Annotated in this window: 20 protein-coding genes; 9 read left to right on the top strand and 11 right to left on the bottom strand. The window is 52.7% G+C overall.

From position 1 onward, the window contains the following. The first annotated feature begins 122 nt into the window (after positions 1-122). From glmU to glmS, 3 genes are all read left to right on the top strand, one after another. Positions 123-1481: a bifunctional UDP-N-acetylglucosamine diphosphorylase/glucosamine-1-phosphate N-acetyltransferase GlmU gene (gene glmU / locus B9K09_RS22450; RefSeq protein ID WP_087518894.1), complete on the top strand. Its 1359-nt coding sequence runs from the start codon at positions 123-125 to the stop codon at positions 1479-1481. Positions 1482-1631: 150 nt separating this feature from the next. After that, the gene (locus B9K09_RS22445) at positions 1632-2402 is read left to right on the top strand and encodes a DeoR/GlpR family DNA-binding transcription regulator (RefSeq protein ID WP_087518893.1); all 771 of its coding nucleotides are present in this window, start codon (positions 1632-1634) and stop codon (positions 2400-2402) included. A gap of 10 nt (positions 2403-2412) precedes the next feature. Next, positions 2413-4263, top strand: a complete 1851-nt coding sequence (gene glmS, locus B9K09_RS22440) for a glutamine--fructose-6-phosphate transaminase (isomerizing) (RefSeq protein WP_087518892.1) — start codon at positions 2413-2415, stop codon at positions 4261-4263. 256 nt (positions 4264-4519) lie between these two features. On the opposite strand, the gene B9K09_RS22435 is transcribed toward glmS, so the two are convergent. The 5 genes from B9K09_RS22435 to B9K09_RS22415 form a co-directional block, all read right to left on the bottom strand. Then, a complete protein-coding gene (locus B9K09_RS22435) occupies positions 4520-5809 on the bottom strand; it encodes a TRAP transporter large permease (RefSeq protein WP_087518891.1) in 1290 nt (429 codons plus the stop codon). Next, positions 5806-6279: a TRAP transporter small permease gene (locus B9K09_RS22430; protein ID WP_087518890.1), complete on the bottom strand. Its 474-nt coding sequence runs from the start codon at positions 6277-6279 to the stop codon at positions 5806-5808. Before B9K09_RS22430 ends, B9K09_RS22435 begins: the two co-directional genes overlap by 4 nt. Before the next feature lie 68 nt (positions 6280-6347). Next, entirely contained in the window at positions 6348-7394 is a 1047-nt protein-coding gene (locus tag B9K09_RS22425) for a TRAP transporter substrate-binding protein (protein WP_087518889.1), read from the bottom strand. 90 nt (positions 7395-7484) lie between these two features. After that, complete coding sequence (locus B9K09_RS22420) at positions 7485-8909, bottom strand: aldehyde dehydrogenase (RefSeq protein ID WP_087518888.1); 1425 nt, start codon at positions 8907-8909, stop codon at positions 7485-7487. After that, the gene (locus B9K09_RS22415; protein WP_087518887.1) at positions 8906-10567 is read right to left on the bottom strand and encodes a GMC family oxidoreductase; all 1662 of its coding nucleotides are present in this window, start codon (positions 10565-10567) and stop codon (positions 8906-8908) included. Before B9K09_RS22415 ends, B9K09_RS22420 begins: the two co-directional genes overlap by 4 nt. Positions 10568-10836: 269 nt before the next feature. On the opposite strand from B9K09_RS22415, the gene B9K09_RS22410 reads away from it, so the two are divergent. The 5 genes from B9K09_RS22410 to B9K09_RS22390 all read left to right on the top strand — a co-directional run bounded on the left by B9K09_RS22410 (position 10837) and on the right by B9K09_RS22390 (position 15319). Continuing rightward, on the top strand, positions 10837-11580 hold the full coding sequence (locus B9K09_RS22410; RefSeq protein ID WP_087518886.1) for a GntR family transcriptional regulator: 744 nt from the start codon (positions 10837-10839) through the stop codon (positions 11578-11580). Beyond that, positions 11577-12710 (top strand): mandelate racemase/muconate lactonizing enzyme family protein, encoded by a 1134-nt coding sequence (locus B9K09_RS22405; protein WP_087518885.1) that lies wholly within the window; start codon positions 11577-11579, stop codon positions 12708-12710. Before B9K09_RS22410 ends, B9K09_RS22405 begins: the two co-directional genes overlap by 4 nt. Before the next feature lie 76 nt (positions 12711-12786). Then, positions 12787-13143, top strand: a complete 357-nt coding sequence (locus B9K09_RS22400) for a YidH family protein (RefSeq protein ID WP_087518884.1) — start codon at positions 12787-12789, stop codon at positions 13141-13143. A 22-nt stretch (positions 13144-13165) separates the two neighbouring features. Next, positions 13166-13498, top strand: coding sequence for a DUF202 domain-containing protein (locus tag B9K09_RS23035; RefSeq protein ID WP_157699382.1), 333 nt, complete (start codon positions 13166-13168; stop codon positions 13496-13498). A 489-nt stretch (positions 13499-13987) separates the two neighbouring features. Next, positions 13988-15319 (top strand): sigma-54 dependent transcriptional regulator, encoded by a 1332-nt coding sequence (locus tag B9K09_RS22390; RefSeq protein WP_087518883.1) that lies wholly within the window; start codon positions 13988-13990, stop codon positions 15317-15319. 322 nt (positions 15320-15641) lie between these two features. On the opposite strand, the gene B9K09_RS22380 is transcribed toward B9K09_RS22390, so the two are convergent. The 6 genes from B9K09_RS22380 to B9K09_RS22355 form a co-directional block, all read right to left on the bottom strand. Then, the gene (locus tag B9K09_RS22380; RefSeq protein ID WP_087518882.1) at positions 15642-16898 is read right to left on the bottom strand and encodes a transporter; all 1257 of its coding nucleotides are present in this window, start codon (positions 16896-16898) and stop codon (positions 15642-15644) included. Positions 16899-16946: 48 nt separating this feature from the next. Continuing rightward, positions 16947-17708 (bottom strand): hypothetical protein, encoded by a 762-nt coding sequence (locus B9K09_RS22375; RefSeq protein WP_087519245.1) that lies wholly within the window; start codon positions 17706-17708, stop codon positions 16947-16949. Between the two features lie 11 nt (positions 17709-17719). After that, a complete protein-coding gene (locus B9K09_RS22370) occupies positions 17720-18400 on the bottom strand; it encodes a C39 family peptidase (protein WP_087518881.1) in 681 nt (226 codons plus the stop codon). Positions 18401-18458: 58 nt separating this feature from the next. Beyond that, positions 18459-19472, bottom strand: a complete 1014-nt coding sequence (locus B9K09_RS22365) for a hypothetical protein (RefSeq protein WP_087518880.1) — start codon at positions 19470-19472, stop codon at positions 18459-18461. 62 nt (positions 19473-19534) lie between these two features. Then, entirely contained in the window at positions 19535-20113 is a 579-nt protein-coding gene (locus B9K09_RS22360) for an adhesin (RefSeq protein WP_087518879.1), read from the bottom strand. Position 20114: 1 nt separating this feature from the next. Next, on the bottom strand, positions 20115-20615 hold the full coding sequence (locus tag B9K09_RS22355) for a hypothetical protein (RefSeq protein WP_087518878.1): 501 nt from the start codon (positions 20613-20615) through the stop codon (positions 20115-20117). A 576-nt stretch (positions 20616-21191) separates the two neighbouring features. On the opposite strand from B9K09_RS22355, the gene B9K09_RS22350 reads away from it, so the two are divergent. Next, on the top strand, positions 21192-21455 hold the full coding sequence (locus B9K09_RS22350) for a hypothetical protein (protein WP_087518877.1): 264 nt from the start codon (positions 21192-21194) through the stop codon (positions 21453-21455). The last annotated feature ends 30 nt before the right edge of the window (positions 21456-21485 follow it).

The following is a 21485-nucleotide window of genomic DNA, read 5'->3' as shown; positions in this document are numbered from 1 at the left end:
CAGACTTTTTTGCAGATAAGTAAAAGGGTAGCCTAGGCTACCCTTTTTCTTTGCTGCGCCAAAAACTGCGCAATGCAGTGTATGGAAAGGAATTCCGTCTTTAACCAATGGTAACTTTTGTTATGTCACTTGATATCGTCATTCTTGCAGCAGGTCAGGGCACACGCATGCGTTCCGCCTTGCCCAAGGTGCTGCACCCGGTTGCTGGTAAGTCGATGCTCGGTCATGTCATCGATATCGCCCGTGAGCTCAACCCCCAAGGCATTCATGTGGTGGTTGGGCATGGCGCCGATGCTGTGCGCGAACGCCTTGCTGCAGATGATTTGAATTTCGTGATGCAGACCGAGCAACTGGGCACCGGCCATGCCGTCGCCCAAGCATTGCCTGCGCTGACCAGCGACCGCGTGTTGATTCTCTACGGTGATGTTCCGCTGATTGAAAAGAGTACGCTTGAGCGTCTGTTGCTGCAGGTTAACGATCAACAGCTCGGTTTGCTTACCGTCACCCTGGATGACCCGACCGGTTATGGCCGTATTGTGCGCAACGCCGCTGGCCAGGTTGAAGCCATTGTTGAGCATAAGGATGCCAGCGCAGCGCAGCGCCTGATCAATGAAGGCAACACCGGTATTCTCGCGGTACCGGCAACCAAGCTGGGCGACTGGCTGGGGCGCCTTTCAAACAGCAACGCCCAGGGCGAATATTACCTGACCGACGTTATAGCCATGGCCGTGGCGGACGGTTTAGTGGTTGCAACTGAGCAGCCTTTGGATGCGATGGAGGTGCAAGGCGCCAATGATCGTCGTCAACTCGCCGAACTTGAGCGTCACTATCAACAACGCGCTGCTCGCTCGTTGATGGCGCAAGGAGTGACCCTGCGTGATCCCGCGCGCTTTGATCAGCGTGGTGACGTCACCGTCGGCCGTGATGTCATGATCGACATCAACGTAATCCTCGAAGGCAAAGTGCTGATTGAGGACAACGTCGAGATCGGCGCCAATTGCATCATCAAGAACAGCACCCTGCGCAAAGGCGCGATCATCAAGGCCAACAGCCATCTTGATGGCGCCGAAGTAGGTGAGGGCGCCGATTGCGGGCCATTCGCGCGCTTGCGTCCGGGCACTGTACTGGGTGCCAAGGCGCATGTGGGTAACTTTGTAGAGCTGAAAAACGCTGTGCTCGGTGAAGGCGCTAAAGCCGGACATTTGAGCTACTTGGGCGACGCTGAAATCGGCGCGCGGACCAATATTGGTGCTGGCACTATCACCTGCAACTATGACGGCGTTAACAAGCACCGCACGATTATGGGTGAAGATGTATTTGTCGGCTCGAATACCTCACTGGTTGCGCCCATAAATTTGGGTGATCGAGTCACTACGGGCGCAGGCTCGGTGATTACCAGCGACGTGCCTGTGGATAACCTCGCAGTGGGACGCGGCAAACAGCGCAATATCGAAGGCTGGAAACGACCTACCAAGAAATGAATCAAGGGCTGCTAACGAGCTAACTTTCGTTTGGGCTGTTGATAACTTGAAAAAGGCTGCCATTTGGCGGCCTTTTTGCTGTTTTACTTGACCTAAAAGCTTCATTAGGTTTTGATTCACGAACTTATCTTTCGAATCGAAACTTACAGCATGTCGAAACGCAACACCCCGCAACGCCGTCATTCAATTCTTGCCTTGCTCACCGAGCAGGGCGAAGTGAGTGTCGACGCGTTGGCGAAACGTTTCTCGACCTCAGAAGTCACGATTCGCAAAGATCTGGCCGCGCTTGAAAAGAACGGCCTGTTGTTGCGCCGTTATGGCGGCGCCGTGCAATTACCGCAAGAACTGATGGTCGACGTCAGCCAGCCGGTATCGAGCTACAAATTAGCCATTGCCCGCTCGGGAGTGAGCTGTATTCGCGAACATGCACGCATCATCATCGATAGCGGTACTACGACCGCAGCGATGATCCCTGAACTGGGGCGTAAGCCCGGTCTGGTGGTAATGACTAACTCGCTCAACGTTGCCAACGCGCTGCGCGAGCTGGAAGACGAACCTGTGTTGTTGATGACTGGCGGCACCTGGGATCCGCATTCAGAGTCGTTTCAGGGTCAGGTGGCCGAGCAGGTGCTACGTTCATACGATTTCGACCAGCTGTTTATCGGTGCTGATGGCATCGATTTGGCACGCGGTACAACAACATTCAATGAATTGCTGGGCTTGAGCCAAGTCATGGCTGAAGTTGCCCGTGAAGTGATTGTGATGGTGGAGAGCGACAAGATAGGTCGCAAGATTCCCAACCTCGAATTGCCTTGGGCACGTGTACATACCCTGATAACCGATGAGCGTCTGGATAAAGACGCTCGTAGCCAATTGCAGTCGCGTGGGATCAAATTGATCTGCGCGAGCTTAGAGTCGTAAGGAGCCAATTATGTGTGGAATCGTCGGAGCCGTAGCTGAACGTAATATCACCGCTGTGCTGGTTGAGGGCCTCAAGCGCCTCGAATATCGGGGTTACGACAGCGCGGGTGTGGCTTTGTTAAATGAGGCAGGCGAGCTCGATCGCCGCCGTCGGGTTGGCAAGGTCAGTGAACTTGAAGCGGCGCTCAAGGCAGAGCCTCTGCCTGGGCGCGTCGGCATCGCACACACCCGCTGGGCGACTCACGGCGCACCGAGCGAGCGCAATGCACACCCACATTTCTCCGGGCATCAGCTCGCGGTTGTGCACAACGGCATCATTGAAAACCACGATGCTCTGCGTGACCAGCTCAAAGAGCAGGGTTACACCTTTAGCTCCGACACCGACACTGAAGTGATTGTGCACCTGCTCGATCACCTACTAAAAACCGAGCTGGATCTTTGCGCTGCGCTGAAGCTAGCGGTCAAGCAACTGCACGGCGCTTATGGCTTGGCCGTTATTAGTGCCAAGCAACCCGAGCGTATTGTTGCCGCGCGTAGTGGCAGCCCGCTGGTGATCGGTTTGGGCCTTGGTGAAAACTTCCTTGCATCTGATCAATTGGCCCTGCGTCAGGTGACTGACCGTTTCATGTACCTGGAAGAAGGCGACATCGCGCAAATTTGCCGTGATGACGTACAGATCTGGGATGTTGACGGCAAAGCAGTAAAGCGTGAGCAGGTGCAATATCACGAAGGCGCAGAAGCAGCTGACAAAGGTGAGTATCGCCACTTCATGCTCAAGGAAATCCACGAGCAGCCAGCTGTTGTACAGCGCACTCTGGAAGGCCGTCTGGCCGAAGATCACGTGCTGGTACAGGCGTTTGGCCCGCAAGCTGCCGATATTTTCGCCAAGGTTAAAAACATTCAGATCGTTGCCTGCGGCACCAGCTATCACGCCGGTATGGTTGCGCGTTATTGGCTCGAAGAACTGGCCGGTATTCCGTGCCAGATCGAAGTGGCCAGCGAGTTCCGGTATCGCAAGGTTGTGGTGCAGGCCGACACACTGTTTGTCAGCATCTCCCAGTCCGGTGAAACCGCTGACACCTTGGCTGCGTTGCGCAACGCCAAAGACCTGTCTCCAGAGCAGGGCGGTTATCTGGCTAGCCTGGCGATTTGTAATGTTGGTATCAGCTCGTTGGTCCGTGAGTCAGACCTGACCTTGTTGACGTTGGCAGGCCCTGAAATTGGCGTGGCCTCGACCAAAGCCTTCACAACGCAACTGGTCGCGCTGATGTTACTGACGCTGGCCATGGGCCGCGTGCGTGGCACGCTCGATCCACAGCTTGAGGCTGAGTTGGTCGCTGAACTGCGCCGCCTGCCAACCCGCTTGGGTGAAGCATTGGCGATGGACGCTATTGTGGAAAAAGTTTCCGAGCACTTTGCCGAGAAGCACCACACCCTGTTCCTGGGGCGCGGTGCGCAGTATCCGGTGGCGATGGAAGGCGCTTTGAAGCTCAAAGAGATTTCCTACATCCATGCTGAAGCCTACCCGGCAGGCGAACTTAAGCACGGCCCATTAGCGTTGGTTGATGCAGATATGCCAGTCGTTACCGTTGCCCCCAATAACGAGTTGTTGGAGAAACTTAAATCCAACCTGCAGGAAGTACGTGCACGGGGCGGTGAGCTGATCGTGTTTGCCGATGAACAAGCCGGCATGAGCAATGGCGCAGGCACTCACGTGGTCAACATGCCACACATCCATGATGCGCTCGCACCGATTCTCTACACCATCCCGCTGCAACTGCTGTCGTACTACGTTGCAGTGCTTAAAGGCACAGACGTCGACCAGCCCCGTAACCTGGCCAAGTCTGTCACTGTTGAGTGACGGCTGGCGCTAATACCAAGGTGTAAACACTGTTTCTGTTCGGAGGCACCATGGGTGTCTCCTTATCTGATGTGGCCTGAACCCTAGCTCTGGCGAGCACTACATTTAGCATTGGTAGACCTAGGGGAAGGCCACTCTGCAACCCCAGTAAAGACTGCAATAAAGAGAGGAGTTTAATCTCTTCAGGTCAAAAACTTTGAAACCTGCTGCAGTCGAGGCACCGATACAAATGTAGTCGGTGCCCATCGCTGAGAAGTCAGGAACGCAGCAGAGACGGTAGGAACAGACTCAATTGCGGTACAAGTGTCACCAGTGTCAGCACGCCTAGTAATGCCAATAGGAATGGCCAAATCGAACGAATGATCTTTTCGACAGGCAGTCCAGATATTTGGCTGGCAACAAATAGATTCACGCCCAGTGGTGGGGTCAGGAATGCTATTTGGATATTGGTGACTAGGATGATGCCGAAATGCACCGGGTTGATTCCAAAGGCCGTTACCAAAGGCACAAGAATCGGGGCTAGGATGATAATAGCGGAGATAGTCTCCATGAAGGTCCCGACAAACAGCAGAAAAATGTTAATCCAAAGCAGTATGACCAACGGGTTGGTAGAAATGCCGGAAAACGCTTCACTGATCTGCTGCGGGATATTTTCGAGGGTAATAGTCGTCGCCAGCAGGGTGGAGCAGGCAACCACTATCATCAGTGCCCCACCGATCCGATGTGTCTGCTCAAACGCTAACGACAAGGCTTCTCGATTTAGCTTGCGATAGATAAACCGGGCAACCAGCAGTGAGTAAACGACTGCCACTACTGACGCTTCAACCGGGGTGAACATGCCGGAGTAGATGCCGCCAAGAATAAGGACAGGCAGGAAAAGAGCGAATTTCCCCTTCCAGACAAGTGCTGGCACGCTCTCTGTTTCCATATCCACTAAGTTATTAACAACCGCGCCTGACTTCTTGGCCACTATGTAGGCGGTAAATGCTAGAACGAACCCTAGGATCAACCCAGGGATCAACCCAGCGGCGAACATGTCAGCTATAGAGACGTTAGCGATCACCGCGTAAATAATCATTGGGTTGCTTGGCGGAATAAGAACGCCTAGCGTTCCTCCCGTGGCTGTGACTGATGCAGCATATGGTGCTGGGTAACCGTAGCGAATCATTGATGGGATCATTATTGATCCAATGGCTGCTACCGTTCCTGGACCCGAGCCAGAAATTGCGGCGAAAAACATGCAGGAAAAAATTGTGACAATGCCCAGGCTTCCGGGGATGTTGCCAAATGCGCGGCGGAAGATCCGAATAATGTCATGGGTTAATCCACCTTTTTCCATGATGTTACCGGCAAGAATAAAAGCCGGAATGGCTAATAACGCGAAGTTATCGACTCCATTGAATATTGCTTGGGGTGCGAAGACCAGTTGTGCGTCCAATAGGTAGGCAGCAGCAAACCCGGTAAGCCCTAGCGCCGCATATATAGGCACACCCAACAGAAGCAACAATGGCAGAACAATTGCCAGTACTAGCTGCACATTACTCATGCGGCGTCCTCCACCGAAACGGCACGGTCACGCCAGCCTATAACTCGCGCAACTGCTGACATCGCGAAAGCAAAAACCAGCACCAGAAAGAGATAGCTGGTATTGAATCCAAGCACGGGCGATACGCTGGGGTACTTGCGACCGTCTAACACGTTTTCAAAGGAATAGACGACCATAAGGCAATCGAAGCTCATTAGTATTACCGTAATGAACAGCTGTACTGGCGTCTCGCCGATGCGCTGACAAAGCCAGTCGGATAAGAACCCGATTCGTAGGTCTGCCTTCATCAGCGCTGAATAACTTGCACTGATGAACACGAACGAAATGAACGCAAATCTAGAAAGTTCTTCGGTCCAGTCCACGCCGAAATTGAAACCCCGGGCAATAATTTGGAAGAAAAGGGCAAGTACCATCGCCGACAACAGCAGATGGCATAGCATTAATTGAATTTTTCGAATGATGTCCAGCATATCCACACTCCGCAGACTGATTTGCGAGCGGCGGCACTAGCCGATGTTCGCTAGACGCTTTAGCGCCATTAGTTATTGTTGTTGTGGTAGGTCTTGAGGATGTCAGTGGCAGCTTTCACCACCTCGGCCCCATCTTCACCAATCAGTCCGTAATAGCGCGGCCATATCGCTTGCGCTTTCTCACGCCACTCCGATTCATCTTCGATCGTGTCGATCTTCAGGCCCGCCTCTTTCGCTTGCTTCCACCAGCGAGCTTCGTCGAGAGGTTGCCACCAGCGCACGTAATCCGTGGTTTCCCTTCCAGCGCGGAGCACGGCTTCCTGTAAATCTGGCGGCAACTTTTGGAACCAGTGCTCGGAGACGACGATTGGGTGGGTAAGAATTGTGTAGTGCAACCGAGTAACGCGCGTAATGACCTCATCGAACTTCATCCCGAGTATGTCGGAGATCGGGCTGTCACCGCCTTTGACTACACCCTGTTGCAAGGCGCTGTACAACTCGTTCCAGGCTATTGGTGCCGGTGATGCGCCCCATGCTTTATAGGTGCCGAGCATGATTGCGTTCGGAGGAACGCGCATCTTTAACGGGGCTAGGTCTGCTGGCTTTTGAATAGGCTGATCAGCGTTGTAGAAGAAGTTTCGCCATCCTGTATTCTCCCAGCCTACTATCCGTACTCCTGCCTCATTGATGACCCTCGGTACCAAAAACGGCGTAATTTTGTCCAACAGGTAGTTCGACTCGTCAGTGCTCTGAGTCAAATAAGGCAGCAGCAGTACATTTAGACTGGGTGCTAACGGCGCCATGTTATTGGTCGCAGGAATGGTCGCTTGAATAACGCCTTGACGAGTCTGCTGGAGCATCTCTTTTTCCCCGCCTAGCTGCGAGCCCGGGTAGATCTGCGGTTTGATGCGATTATTGGAGTAGACGGCGACCAACTCACCGAAGCGTTTTAACGTAACGGTTTGCGAGCTCCATTCCATGTTTAAAGAATGAGCCAGGCGCATAATGATCTGGTCGTCCTGTTTGGGTACTGACGACCAGTCAAATGGGTTAGGAGTCGTAGCCTGAGCTGCGGCGGTCAGCAACAGCAGGAAAAAACCTGTCAGTATTTTCATTAGTTTCACTGTATTCGTCCTGTCTTTATTTTTATATCGAACTAAGGACTGCTTTCTGTCAGCCCTGGAAATACAAGTTTTCGTTTTATGTCACCATGCGAGATAGGCTGACTGCTCGACGGTGTAGAACGCTGCGACTGAAGCCCCTACCGAATATGAGCCAACGCCTGAGCTTTTCATGCCACCAAAGGGCATGTTTACATCAGGCACAGTGCCGTTATTGACATGCAACATGCCGTGCTGGCTTTCCTGAAGGAACCGCTGGATAAGACAATGAGAGTCAGAGAACAGGCTCGAAGTCAGTCCGAAACGAGTTGAGTTCAGCAATTTCAATGCTTGATCAAAACTGTCGTAAGACATGATTGACAGTACTGGCCCGAAAATTTCCTCTCGGCTGGCGGTGGGCGAACGGTCCGCATTGTTCAGGATCGTTGCTTTGTAGAAGTAACCTCCAGGACAGGTCTCCAAAACATCAATGTCGCCACCGACTATCAGTTCGGCGCCCTCAGTGATGGCCTTGGCTGTCATATCCCTGACCGACTGCCAATGCTCTTGGTGGCATAGTGGCCCCATCCCGGTGCCTGCGGCCATTCCGTCACCAAGTGACAGTTTGCGTACGCGCGCGGCCAGTCCATCGACAACTGCGCTGTGCAGATCACGCTTTACTATGACTCGGCTGATACTTGTGCAACGCTGGCCGCTGGTTTGAAAGGAGGCGGCGAAGACTTGGTCTAGACAGCTATCGAGGTCAATTACATCGTTGATGATTACCGCATTCTTGCCTCCCAGCTCCAGTTGAGCTGGTACTAGGCTGGTAGCTGCAGCTTCGGCAACCTTTCGGCCTATTTCCACCGAACCGGTGAAACTCACTCCGTCAAAACGGGCAGATGCCACCAGTTCACTAGCCATCCGCCCAGGGCAGGGCATCACTTGGAGCAGGCCCTCTGGGAAGAAGTCTTCAGCAATCTCAGCCAGCATGAACGCTGCCGCTGGAGTGAACTGCGAAGGTTTGATCAGCATGGCGTTGCCGAAGGCGATGGCCGGGCAGAGTTTGCGCAGTGGGGTCATCGCCGGGAAATTCCATGGGCAGATGGCGAATATCGTACCCCGTGGCCGATGCAGAATAAGATTGCGCACGTCACTTCTCGCCGATGCTATCGTCTGAACCTGCTGGCGGGCAGCTTCAGATGCTATGAAACGACCTTCTGCGCAGCCTTTGAGAATCTCATTACGGCTTTCAACGATAGTCTTGCCTTGTTCAAGTGTAATTGACTCGGCAATGCGGTCGACGTTTTGCTCTACAGTAATCAAATAGCTATTCAGTAGATCACCGCGCTGTACGCCGGGGACTTTTGCCCACTCGGCTTGCGCGCGTCGCGCTTTTTCGATCATTCCATCGACTACGACCCTATCGGTGACTTCGCTGTAGCGGCCGACACACTCATCCGGGCGAGCAGGGTTGCGGCTCTCGAATTTATTACCTTGCTCATCGTTCCTTGCATAATCGAATTTCATTTAACTGCTTCCTTTATCGAATGTACTGTTTGTATATTCGTCTGGGTGATGTTCGATTCAGCGTCATCGCGAAGCACCATATCGGCGCCTTTCTCACCGATCATCAGCGACGTCGCATTGGTATTGGCGGAGGTCACGATCGGCATGACAGAAGCGTCGATGACGCGCAGCCCTTGGACACCGCGAACCCTTAAGTACGGATCTACCACCGACTTAGGATCGTTACCCATACGGCAGGTGCCGACGCAGTGGAAAACGGTGCCACCACGGTTGCGAATAGCCTCCCAAATCTGCTCGTCGGTCGCAGCATCTAGCCCCGGCTCCAGTTCGCATTCCCATAGATCACGGAAGGCGGGTTGGTTGGCAATTTCGCGCAGAATCTTGATGCCCTCGATCATCACTTTGCGATCGAATGGATTCGAAAAGTAATTTGGGTCGATAATTGGCTTGGCACTCGGGTCTGACGATGTGAGGCGCACAGTCCCACGGGAGCGGGGGTGACACTGCCAGACCGAAGCGGTGAAGCCGGGATATCGGTGCAGTGGCGCTCCGGGCTTGTCGACAGTCAGTGGCATGACGTTGAACTGGACGTCTGGTCTATCACCATCGGCGTAGGGTGTGCAGGCACTGCCACCGACTTGGCCTGCACCTACAGTCAATGGCCCTGAAGCATTGAAGAGCCACTGCATACCCATCTCGGCGAGCTTCAATGGATTGCGAATATCAGTGTTGAGCGAAACCTTCTTTCGCAGTCGATAGGTGACGCGCATCTGGTAGTGATCTTGTAGGTTGCCGCCAACCTCGGGAGAGTTGTATACCGGTGTTATTCCGTGCTCACTAATATGCTCAGAGGGGCCTATCCCAGAAAGCATGAGTAGCTGCGGAGACTGAATTGCACCTGCTGAAAGGATTACCTCGCGAGCAGCTGTGGCTTGATTCAGTACTCCTTTTTGCTGCCATTCGACGCCCTTGGTTTGTAGCCCTTCGAAGATAATTCGTGTGGCATTTGCTCCGGTAAGAATCGTTAGGTTTGGACGATTTCGGATGGGGTTGATGAACGCGGTTGCGGCGCTGCATCTCCAACGTCCTTTCAGGCTCAGTTGATAGGCGCCAACACCGGCTGTATTCCCGCCGTTCAGATCAGCGTTGTAGGGTAGCCCGTATTGTTGTGCCGCTTTTACCCAAGCAGCGCAGTAGGGGTGATCGTGCCGCAAGTCTGAGACGTGCATTTCCCCGGCTCCACCACGGAATGTGCTCTCTCCTTTGCAGTACGTTTCAATGCGACGGAAATAGGGGAGTACCTCCTTGTAGGACCAACCGGTAGCTCCATTGATAGACCAGCTGTCGAAGTCCTCCTTTTGACCTCGAATGTAGATGAGCCCGTTGATGGAGCTCGACCCTCCCATGACGCGCCCACGCGGCCAGATGATATTGCGGTTACCGCTGCCTACCGAGGGGACCGTGTCAAATAGGCGTGAAAATCGCGCATCGTAGATTGATCGGAAGTAGCCAACGGGTAAGTGGAGCCAGAAATTGCGGTTCCAGCCACCCGCTTCCAATAGCAGAACTCGTGTTTCGGGGTTGGCGGATAGGCGATTGGCGACGATGCAGCCTGCCGACCCGGCCCCTACCACAATGTAATCGTACGTATTAGACATCGTTTAATTTCCTCGACTGTTCGGATCGATGTTGTTGTTCGGGGTGCGCTACCTACCATCAAGCGGGCGGTGCATCGTATAGTTATAAAGTCCTAATATTAGGACGTCTCTTGTATAGGACTTTTGCGCATGATAGCTTTGCTGTCAACATTTTTGTGCTTTGGTGGCGTGCAAGCAGCCGTGGCCTGGCCGAAGAAATTCGTCGATGCAGTGCCGAGAGGCACTTCTTTGCCCTAGCGTAGTGGGAGTCTGGTAAATGAAGGTCGCAAATGACTGAGCAGAGTGGAAAACAGAAATTCTTTGATTCGAGTCCTATCCCTCTCTACGTCCAGCTAGCGGACATTTTTCGTTACCGTATCGAACGTCAGATCTGGCCAGAAAATACTCTGCTTCCAACCATTGAAGTGCTGATGGCGGAGTTTTCGGTTTCGCGAGTGACCGTCCGCCAGGCCATGCACCAACTCAGTAGTTCTGGATTGGTTCAGATACAGCGTGGCATTGGAACTTTTGTCCTGAAAAGCCCTGCACGGCCGACTCCTCTGAAGGTTGAGACGAACTTGGATGCTCTGGTAGAAGCTTATCGTGGAGATAAGCCGCTGCTAACCAACATCTCGGACTCTAGTTCTCCTCTGTGTTTAACCGAAAAAGACGGTACGCCTGCCCCGTCCTACCAGCACTTGCGGCGTGTTCATACCCGCGAAGGTACGAAGTACTGCGTCATCTCTATTTATCTAGATGAGCGGGTATTCAAGTTAGCTGAAGAGCGCTTTCGCACTGAAGTGATTCTCCCGGTGTTGGTGTCTCTGGAAGATGTGGAAATAGCGGGAGCGAAGCAAAGCATCACCATTGCCAAGGCTGATTTGGAGACCGCCAGGCTGCTCAGTGTTCCTTTGGGGGATCCGATTGCCAATATTCGCCGCATTCTGACCGCCCCAGATCAGACAGTCATCTATGTTGCCGAGGCTACCTACCGGGGTGACTACATCCACTTAGAAATGGATCTAAAAAAATGAACAATCAGATCTCTGTTCGAGACGTCGCCGCATTCGTCTACCGCTGCCCATTGGAAACGCCTGTACAGACCTCGTTTGGGACGATGGAGGATCGTCCTATGGTGCTCGTTTGCGTCACCGATGATGATGGTCACCAGGGCTGGGGTGAGGTCTGGTGTAACTTCCCAATGGTTGGCGCTGAGCATCGAGCTCGTCTTGTGACCAGTGTTTTTAAACCTTTGCTTATGGGCGTTTCTTTCAATTCTCCCGAGCAGGTCTTTGAGACCTTAACTCAACGTTCCGAAGTACTGGCGCTGCAATCGGCTGAGCCGGGGCCTTTCGCTCAATGCATCGCGGGTATTGATTTAGCCATTTGGGATCTCTGCGCGAGGCGTGTCGAGCAGCCGCTATGGCGCTACCTTGGGGGGCAAAGCGATCGCATTCAGGTCTATGCAAGCGGTCTGAATCCAACCCGGCCAGAGGTGCTCGCACAGAGCATGCAAGATAATGGCTATACACGCTTTAAATTGAAAATAGGCTTTGGCTTAGACCGGGACATCGAGAACCTAAATACACTACGTCGTACGCTGGGCGAGAACGTTGGGCTAATGGTTGACGTCAATCAGGGTTGGACACTGGAGGAGGCTAAAACACTATTGCCTCACTTCGAGCAGTTCGGGCTCAAGTGGGTCGAAGAACCAATACGCTGTACGGCGTCTTGGTCTGAGTGGCAGGACATTCAGAGTCATATAGATATTCCGCTAGCAGCGGGTGAAAATATTTTGGGTGAGCCTGCATTTGCGAAGGCGCTTGCCAGCAAGGCGCTCTCGATCGTACAGCCTGACGCTGCTAAGTGGGGTGGTATCAGCAAGGGATTACCGCTCGCGAGAGCGATCAACGTTTCCGGTGCATGTTATTTCCCTCATTACCTCGGCGGCGGTGTAGGACTCATGGCATCTGCTCATCTGCTTGCTGCTGCAGGTGGGGATGGCGCACTTGAGGTGGACTCGAATCCGAACCTACTGCGTACTGAGTTATCACCAGCGTTAAGGAACGTATGCGATGGCACTACTTCTCTTGGCCTGGAGCCGGGGATCGGCAATCTGGAAGGTATCGCCGTTATCGAGCAATACCTAACTGCTGTTTTCTAATTCTCATTTCACAAGTTGATGGATAAAGCTTTGTCGACTCGTAACCACGCTTTTATTATGAGGCATAGTCTTTAATATGAACCCTCGGTTTTCGCGTTTTTCGTTGCGAGTAGGTACCGATCCGGACCCGCGCTTTACCTTGGCCAACGAACGAACTTTTTTGGCTTGGATACGGACTTCTCTGGCATTGATGGCCGGTGGGATTGCTATTGAGGCATTTGCAAGCAACTCCCTCACACCCTCATTACGCAGTTTTATGGCGCTTGCGTTATTGCTGCTCGCAATGGTCGTTAGCACATGGGCCTGTTTTCGCTGGCTTGCCATTGAGCGAGCACTTCGACTAAAGGAGCCGTTAACGTTACCGCTGCATATTCCGCTCACTGCTGCTGGCGTAGTGGTAATCACATTGGTGTTTGCAGGGTGGCTTTACTGATGGCACTGTTTAGGTTGCGCAAATGAGCGCTCTGCACGGGGATCCAGGGCTTCAACCAGAACGCACCCTTATGGCTTGGGCGCGAACTATGATGTCCTGCTTAGTCGTTAGCATCTTTCTGATACACGGATTAATAGATCATCTCTGGCGATCGCTAGGGCTAATGATGATTCTCGTCATTTCTGCTGCCATTATTATGGCTTCCCTGCGTGCACGTTATTTTCGGCAATCAACCGGTATCAATGAAGAGGTTGTTATGCCTGCCAGCCGTGCAGTTTTTTCTCTGGGGATTAGCATCGTATTCGTTGTATGCACATACACCCTGTCCCTGCTGCAGGATTTGGTGAATTCATAGAAAGCCAGGCGATGTACAAAGTCAGTATCTGATGTGGCATGAACCCTAGCTCTGGCGAGCACTAAAAATGGTCTTACTCCAAGCTAGCGCTTGAGTTCGAATCGGCGACATTCCCTGATCGCCAGACACTTCTCTGTAATGAGCATTCTCGCTTGGCTGGGCACTAAGTCTCAGCAGGCAACTTCCCAACCTTTTGCAGATGAAATAACCCGTGCTCTTGGCCGTGGCTTGGTTGGTCTAATAGCTAAATCCTTGTCACCGGCAGATGAGCCGTCTCTGTGGTGTTCCCAAAGCGGAACTGCGTCACAAAAAAAGCAGTTATTTCACCGACTTAACCTCCAAATAAGCGTGTTTTGAACGGCTAGTTATTTAGCGATAGCGCCTTAGTGTGAATTGTTCCAAGTCGCTATCGAAAGTATTGCTAGGGTAACTGTAATCGCGCCTAACCCTTTGATTAAAAACGTTAATTATTTGGCGCCAAGGAAAGGTATGCTTAATGATACGAGTACACCGCGGCGCCTCTTGGTAGTCGACCCTTGTGATGATTGCCGGTCGCTATTACCAAGCCTTCGAGAGGCAGGATGGACCGTGGAAGGCTGCATGCTTGAGTATGCGGAGGAGCGTGACTGCGATGTCGGTTTGATCCGGCTCAATGAAATGCACTTGCGTCGCCCAGCCGCAATCAAGCAACTGTTAAGCCGCAGTGGTGCTGAGTGGATTGCAGTGCTTAGTCCTGACTTGCTGTCTTCGGTTAATACCCTTGGTGAGTTTGTGGGTGAGTGGTTTTTTGACTATCACACCTTGCCGTTTGACGTGTCTCGGGTGCATGTGACCTTGGGCCGAGCCTACGGGATGGCAAGGTTACGTGGGCGGAAAAGCGGCATCATTGATGATCATGAAAATGAGCTGCTTGGACAGAGCACACCTATCCGTGATTTACGTAAATTGCTGGCCAAACTTGCACCGACCCATTCCCCGGTATTGATCCGTGGTGAAAGCGGTACGGGTAAAGAGTTAGTCGCAAGAACCTTGCATCACCGTTCGAGCCGAGCAGGTAAGCCATTTATTGCGATCAACTGCGGGGCAATTCCTGAGCACCTAATTCAGTCAGAGTTATTTGGTCACGAGAAGGGTGCATTTACCGGCGCACATCAACGTAAAATCGGCCGGATTGAATCGGCAGACGGCGGCACCCTGTTTCTCGATGAAATTGGCGATTTACCCCTTGAGTTGCAAGCTAACCTGCTGCGTTTTCTGCAAGAGAAACAAATAGAGCGGGTGGGAGGGAGCCAGCCAATATCGGTTGATGTCAGGGTTCTGGCTGCAACCCATATCGATCTTGAAGCCGCGATCGATAACGGCAGTTTCCGAGAAGACCTGTATTACCGCCTCAATGTACTGCAAGTGCATACCGCCGCTTTGCATGAGCGAGTGGCGGATATTCCAATGTTGGCAAATTACTTTGCCAGTTTATACAGCGCCGAAACTGGCCGGCGGGCCAAGCGCTTTAGTGAAGAAGCATTGAAGCAGTTGGCTGAGCACAAATGGCCCGGCAATGTCCGTGAGTTGGCGAATCGAGTGCGGCGAGGTTTGGTGTTGGCAGAGGGGCGCCAGATTGAGGCCAAGGATCTTGGTCTTGAACCAGGCAGCATTCTTATTGAACGGCTTAGAACCTTGGAAGACTACAAGCGCAAAGCAGAGATTCAGGCCCTCAGCGATGCAATGGCGAGGTATCCTGAGAACTGTAGCCAGGCGGCACGCGGTTTGGGTATCTCACGGCCGACATTTTATCGCTTGCTGCATAAGCACCAGATTCGCTGAGGTTGCTTAGGCTCAGAGCCTGACAAAATAGGGCAGAGCCATAAGTGAGCAACCTATCGCAACCATCAGCAAAGTACTGCTAATGAAGTACGGAAACACCATCAGCCCCAATCCGCAAATAAAAGGCATGGTTCTACTGTGCTTTCGCCCGTAGATAAAAAAACTCAGCCCGACCGAGCCAAATACTAATCCCCAGAGCATTGCTTGAGTATCCACAACAACCTCGTGTGCTTGGATGGACTGCATAATAGGCACAGTAGGCGCACGAAGACCTAACCGGAACACGCTGCGGTTAGGTCTGTGGATAAGTTAAGCTTTCTGGTTAGAAGTAGTAAGGAAATCTGACGCTGAAAGTAAAGTCGGGGGCATCGGGTGTCAGGCCGATGGATAGGTTGGGCACGATGCTTAGGTTTTCATCGAACGCATAGGTCATGCCGATGTTGTAGTACGCGGCATTGGCGTCACTGCTGGGCACTGACGTGAAGCCTTGGCCTTCAGCCTTGACTCTGCTTTTTTGCGAAAGCAGCTGCGAGTAAGACATCGACAGACTCATGCGCTCGTTTAGCGCAAAGGCCATGCCCAAGCCGAATTGGAACCAGTTACCCAGCTTTACTGTGCCGGGTTGCTTGACCCCGCGCGTAGAGCTGATGTCACTGTAGTCCTCTTCCAGGTTATAGGTGTATGAAAGGTTGCCGAAGAGCACGGCTGGGTCGACGGTTTTGACCAACGATATGCCAGGAGTGATTGACCACACACCGTTGCCGGTTGGCAGCTCTTCTGGAACCGTCAAGTTGTCGTTGCCAGGTACTTGCTGAAGCTTGATGCCGTAAGGGTCTTTACCTGTAGGTGCCTTGACCCGCAGGCTGAGGACCGCATCTGGACGGCTCTCGGTTTCAGTCAGGAACTTATAAGCGATACCGGCACTGATATCACCGATTTCAGGGTTGCGGGTGACGGTTTCTTCAGAGATGGATGTGCTCGCGCCGCCTGCGCCAGCAGATTCAAATGTAGTCTCGCGGTACACCACAGGCACGTTGAGGTCGAACTGCCAACGGTCATGCCAGTTATACCGGCCAGTCAGATCGAGGGTTAAGGTGTCAGAGTTAATTTGGTCGACACCAATGTTGCCAAGAAAGATGGTGTCGAGGGCCAGGAAACCGTTAAGAAACAGTTGCCTGCTGTCGTAGTGACTGTAAGTCAGGCCTGTTTCAAAACTGAAGGTGCCTGTGCCGAAGAAGCCGCTGGCCTCGTTGTAAATATTCTCAACGCTGCGTGCTGGCGCTGCATCATCTTGCAGGCTGGTGCCGTAACCGGCTTCCCCAGATTTGGCCACCGTCTCACTGCGTCCGGTTGCAGGGATAGGGCGCAGCAGTGGTTTTTGAACGGGTTGAGACTCAACTTGTTTAAGTCGTTGTTCGAGCACCATCAAAGCTTTTTGCTGAGCATCGTAATGCTGTTTAAGTAGTTCGAGTTGTTGTTTTAATGCGTCTACTTCAGCGTCGGTCGCGGCCATCAATGTAGGCGCGGCAAGAGCGCTAGCCGCACATATAGCCAAGCCTAGAGATACGTGCTTCGGCATAGGAAAATATCCATTTCAGATCGGTCACAAATCCAGCCTAGACCATATTTACAGCCCTGTTGGACGCAAATTGTTAAGTTGGTTCCAATTACAGTTCAACCCGTTCGCGGTCGGCATATTTTCTTTCAGCAATACGTTGAGCGCGGCGAAATTGGTAACAGTGTTACTTGAGCCATAAATGTCGCTACGTTGAACTGCGCCGCCTGCTCCAAGCTGCTGCAGACTAGCGCCTTGGCCGTTGGCATCGATGGCCAACTGCAAGCCGCCACCCATTGGACTGACCCTTACCGTGCCGACGTCGCTGGTTTGCTGCACACTGCTTACTAGCTGTGAGCCGGACATCACAGCAGGTGCTGTATTGCCGTGGCTGACATCGATATTAAGGTTGTTGTAGCTGGTGTTTAGGTCACCGGCAGAACGGGTCGTTTGCACCACACCCTGAACATTATTGAGGCTGTTACCACCGCTTAGCTGGCCGGTGCCTTGGGCGGGCGAGTTACCCACTCCCGCGGCGATAGTTGCGGCCGCTGCATCATTGTTGCCCTGCTTAAATGTGGTGATGTTGAACACCGGCTTGATGCTCTGCTGGATTTGCATATCGACCTTGGCGCCGAGTACCTGGCCACTCGCGTTTTGCCACGTGCTGGCCATGGTCACACCAAAATTCACAATTCTTCCTGGCAGTACATATCGGCCGCGTAGTTGCGATAACTCCTGGTCACTCAGCTCTGCAGGTGCAAACAGTCCTGTGGCTTGGAGTGGCAGGCTGGCAGCCAAACAAATGGTTGCCACACACAGTTGAGTCTTCATGTCGTGCTCCATTAAAAGAAGTCACTTTGTATAAAGCCGAACTCCATCAACTCGGCATCATTGACTGGTTTGAAGCGGTCCAGACGGTTGCGCGCAGTCAGTGGCTGCGGCGGGTCTGTTAACGGATTGTTGCGATCATAGCCAGCGCCAATTACCGCGAAAACAATACCGTTCCAGCCTGCTTTGAAATCGTCCAGCTTGTAGCGCTTGTGGCCCAAAACCGGGTCGCCGACGTAGGCCCAATTGCTTTCGGTTTTCTGCAGCACTACAAAATGCTTGTAGCCGCGAACATCCAGCAGTACGACCACCGGGACTTTGATTTGCTCAAGTTGTTCAGCAGGAATGCGATAACCGCGGGCGCGTAAGCCAATGGCTTCGACATAACGTTTCATGTCGAGCATTGAGAAACCTTGGCTGCGTACAAGATCAAGGTCTGCTTGTTGAAGCATTCCTTCAATGACAGTTTGTTCGTCGATATCGAAGCGATAACCCTGATACAGAATGGTCGCCAGAGATGCAGCGCCACAGCTGAAATCAGTTTTTTGCTCGATCAGGTTGCTGAAGCGCCGTTCGCGAAAACTTTCGACGTTCTTAAATGCCAAGGCTCCGCCCGGTAGTACCGGAAAGCCCAGCTGAGCCGAGTAGGACGCAGGGCAAATCAACATGATCAGGACAACGAGAAGGGCGCGCATAAGTCAGTCCTTGGAAAAGAAAAGGGGTTCCGAACCTCCGGAACCCCCAGGACTTTCCTTAGTAGCGAAGCGATTCGCCGCCACCAGTACCGCCGGCTGGGCACGAGGTGCAGCCTGCAGCAATCGACAGAGAGTTGCTTTGCTGGTTACCAGCACCAGCCGCCACGTTGACACCGACGTTACCCGATACGTAGTTCAGCGAGCCACTCAGTACTGCAGTGTTGACCACTGGAGCGTTGAAGCCAGCTACAACCGGAATATTGCCGGTCACTACACCGAGCAGGCCGATCACACCTTCTTCGTTGAAGGCCAGTGCGCCGCCGTCACCGTTAAGGTCTGTAGCGCCTTGTGCGTTGCTATCAAGATCTACGTGACCAGTGTTGGTGCCACCTGGGTGACCTTCACCTTCCCAAGAGTCGAGATAGACATCACCGATCTGGTCAGATTGGCCTTTGTAGCCACCAATAGCGCCCATTTTCAGAGCGACTTTTGCAGAGCCATATTCAAGCGTGGCTTTGTTGTTGGTGGTGTTGTTTGTGATCGACTGAGTGGCTGTGCTGCTGGCGGTTGAGAACGCGCCTGCAGAGACCGCAGCAGCCATGTCGTTTTTCTGTTGGTTATAAGTACCCGCTCCAACGTTGGCACCGACGTTACCACTGGCGCCGTTAAGCGAGTTGGTGAGCGCTGCTGTGCTTGGGTTGGAATAGTTCATCACGCCGTTGTTGGTCAACTTCTGGTTAACAGTGGTTGACGATTCGGCGGTACCAAAGACAAAGCTAGCATCAGCACTGGCAAGTGCTGCGGCATTGGCCTGTTGGTTATTGGTACCTGCAACAACGTTGATACCGACGTTACCCGAGGCGCCTGCCCCAACGTCATCAACGCCTGCTGCGTTTTCAGTGCCTTCGTTCAGTACGCCGTTACCTTTGATGATCTGGGTATCGTCGACAGTTGCGGATGCACCTGTTTCTGGGAACCAAGATTTTTTCTGGTCAGCTTGTACTGTTGTCGCTGCCATGGCGACTGCCAAAGCGATTGCCAGCGGCGTCATTACTACCATTTTAGTTTTCATGGTGTATCTCCTTGCCTTGCTGTGTTGGACTTAGGACTTACTCACTTGTGTTGAGCTCAGGGCTAATCACTCACCCTGATACTGAGGTTGTTCCCCATGCGGTTCCCGACCCCAGCACTCTGGTTCAATTGCACAACTCCACGGCTTCCGACAAACGCAGTGTCATCGGTCGCTACGCGTCGCTCCCCAGTGGAGGGTGCAACTGCTCCTGAGATCTGTGTAATGGCCACGTTCTGCGACAGCATTGAGTCATCCAGGCTGATAAGCCCGGAGCTCACACTGATACTCATTGCATTGGCCTGTTGAGTTCCTGCCCCGGCGGATTGGTTGATACCGAGGACACCATTACCTGAGTTAAATGCGCCCGCCTCAATGGCCACGTCTGCGGCTTGAGATCTGTCGACGTTATGAATATTCAGGTTTTGAATTTGTTGGGTCGAAGCGCTGGCGCCGTTACCCACTGCCAGCGCTCTTGCATTACTTTGCTGTTGCCATTCGCCCGCTGCCTGGTTAACTGAAACAACGCCTTGATAGTGGCTGGCGCTGCTGGAAATAGTGGCTTGGCTCATGGATGCTGGCGATCCATCGGCCAAAGCCGTGGTTGAGATCGCAAGCGCTATTAGCAACGGCAGACTCTTCATCTCACTTGCCCCCACTGAGTATGTTCAATGGCGCAAGGCCGCGTTGAATGGTGCTGTTGATGGTGCCGCTCAAACCATTCCCTGAGTTGCCGCCTGAATGCCCGGCTGAGCCGGTGTTAGTCGCACCTTGGTGGTTGGCTTGGTCGGTGCCTAGAGCGTTGAAACCAGGAAGGCTGCCGTTGGGCATGATCATTGAGTTGATGCTGGAGCCCGTGGTGATGTTGGCAAAATCTGCATCCGCCAGCTCACCGCCCATTTGCGCATTGCCAAGGCTGCCATTGACTGTCGAGACAACTTGTCGCGAGATGTTGGTATTGACCACCGTTGGATTGGGGTCGGGGATATCAGTGGGATGCGTTGCAAGGCGCGGCTGAACCTGGCGGCCCAATACGATAATGCCGTCCTGAGCGAGTACAGGTGTAGCGCAGACGCTTGAAAGCATCACAAGCGCTACCGCCAGTAATGACGATTGGAATGACCCTGAACTGTTTCTACGTTCCATGACATCAATTCCTTCTACATATCTTCTTGCGCATTGAAGATGTGCAATGCAACTCTGCGGTTGGTTTTGCCTAAGTGTTCGCAGGAGTCGTGCCGGAATTGTTTTATCTAGGAATATCAGCAAGTTAGATTTTTTTGTAGCAGGCAGGGCGAAGCGCAGTGTTTCACCGGTGAGACACTGCTGCTCAGGTGTATGAGGATTATCCGTGCCTGACCAAGCCAAGCGTGGACTTAACGGGGTGTTACACGGATGAAACAGTCCCGCAGGAAACATGGCAAAGCTGTGTAAACCGCAGGTGCTGACTCGCGGATGTGTTTCATGGCTGATACAGGCGCGATCAACCAATGAGAGCGTTTTATGTGTGAGCGCACTTAAATCGACAAGTTCGGTGTGATTGGCTGGTGTAGAGCGGTTGCGCACTGTTTTGCGGTCAAGGCCGCAGTGCAGTCAAAAGCGGATGCTGCCGTTTTTTAAAATGACGTTGTAACGAATATGGTCTATCCCTCTCTATTAACAGGTCGTACACAAATAAATGCTGTGCGGTTGGCGTAAAACAAATAATCCGAGGATGTACACATGACTACTAAATCTACTTTTGCTGCAACCGGTGCTGCTATCGCGTTCACTGCTGCAACCATGTTTGCAACCATGGCCAGCACTGTTGTTGTCGCTGAAGATTCGCCTGTTCAATGCTTTGGTGTTAACGCCTGCAAAGGTCAAAATGACTGCAAAACCGCTGAAAACGCCTGCAAAGGCCAAGGCATCTGCAAAGGCCATGGCTTCAAAGCTATGTCTTTGGCTGATTGCAATGCTGCCAAAGGCCGTGTTGGCGAAGAGTAAGACTAGAGCAACAGGGAGCAGCCATCGGCT

This window comes from Pseudomonas sp. M30-35, from assembly GCF_002163625.1.
GTDB lineage: Bacteria > Pseudomonadota > Gammaproteobacteria > Pseudomonadales > Pseudomonadaceae > Aquipseudomonas.
This window is presented reverse-complemented; position numbering and strand designations above follow the sequence as displayed.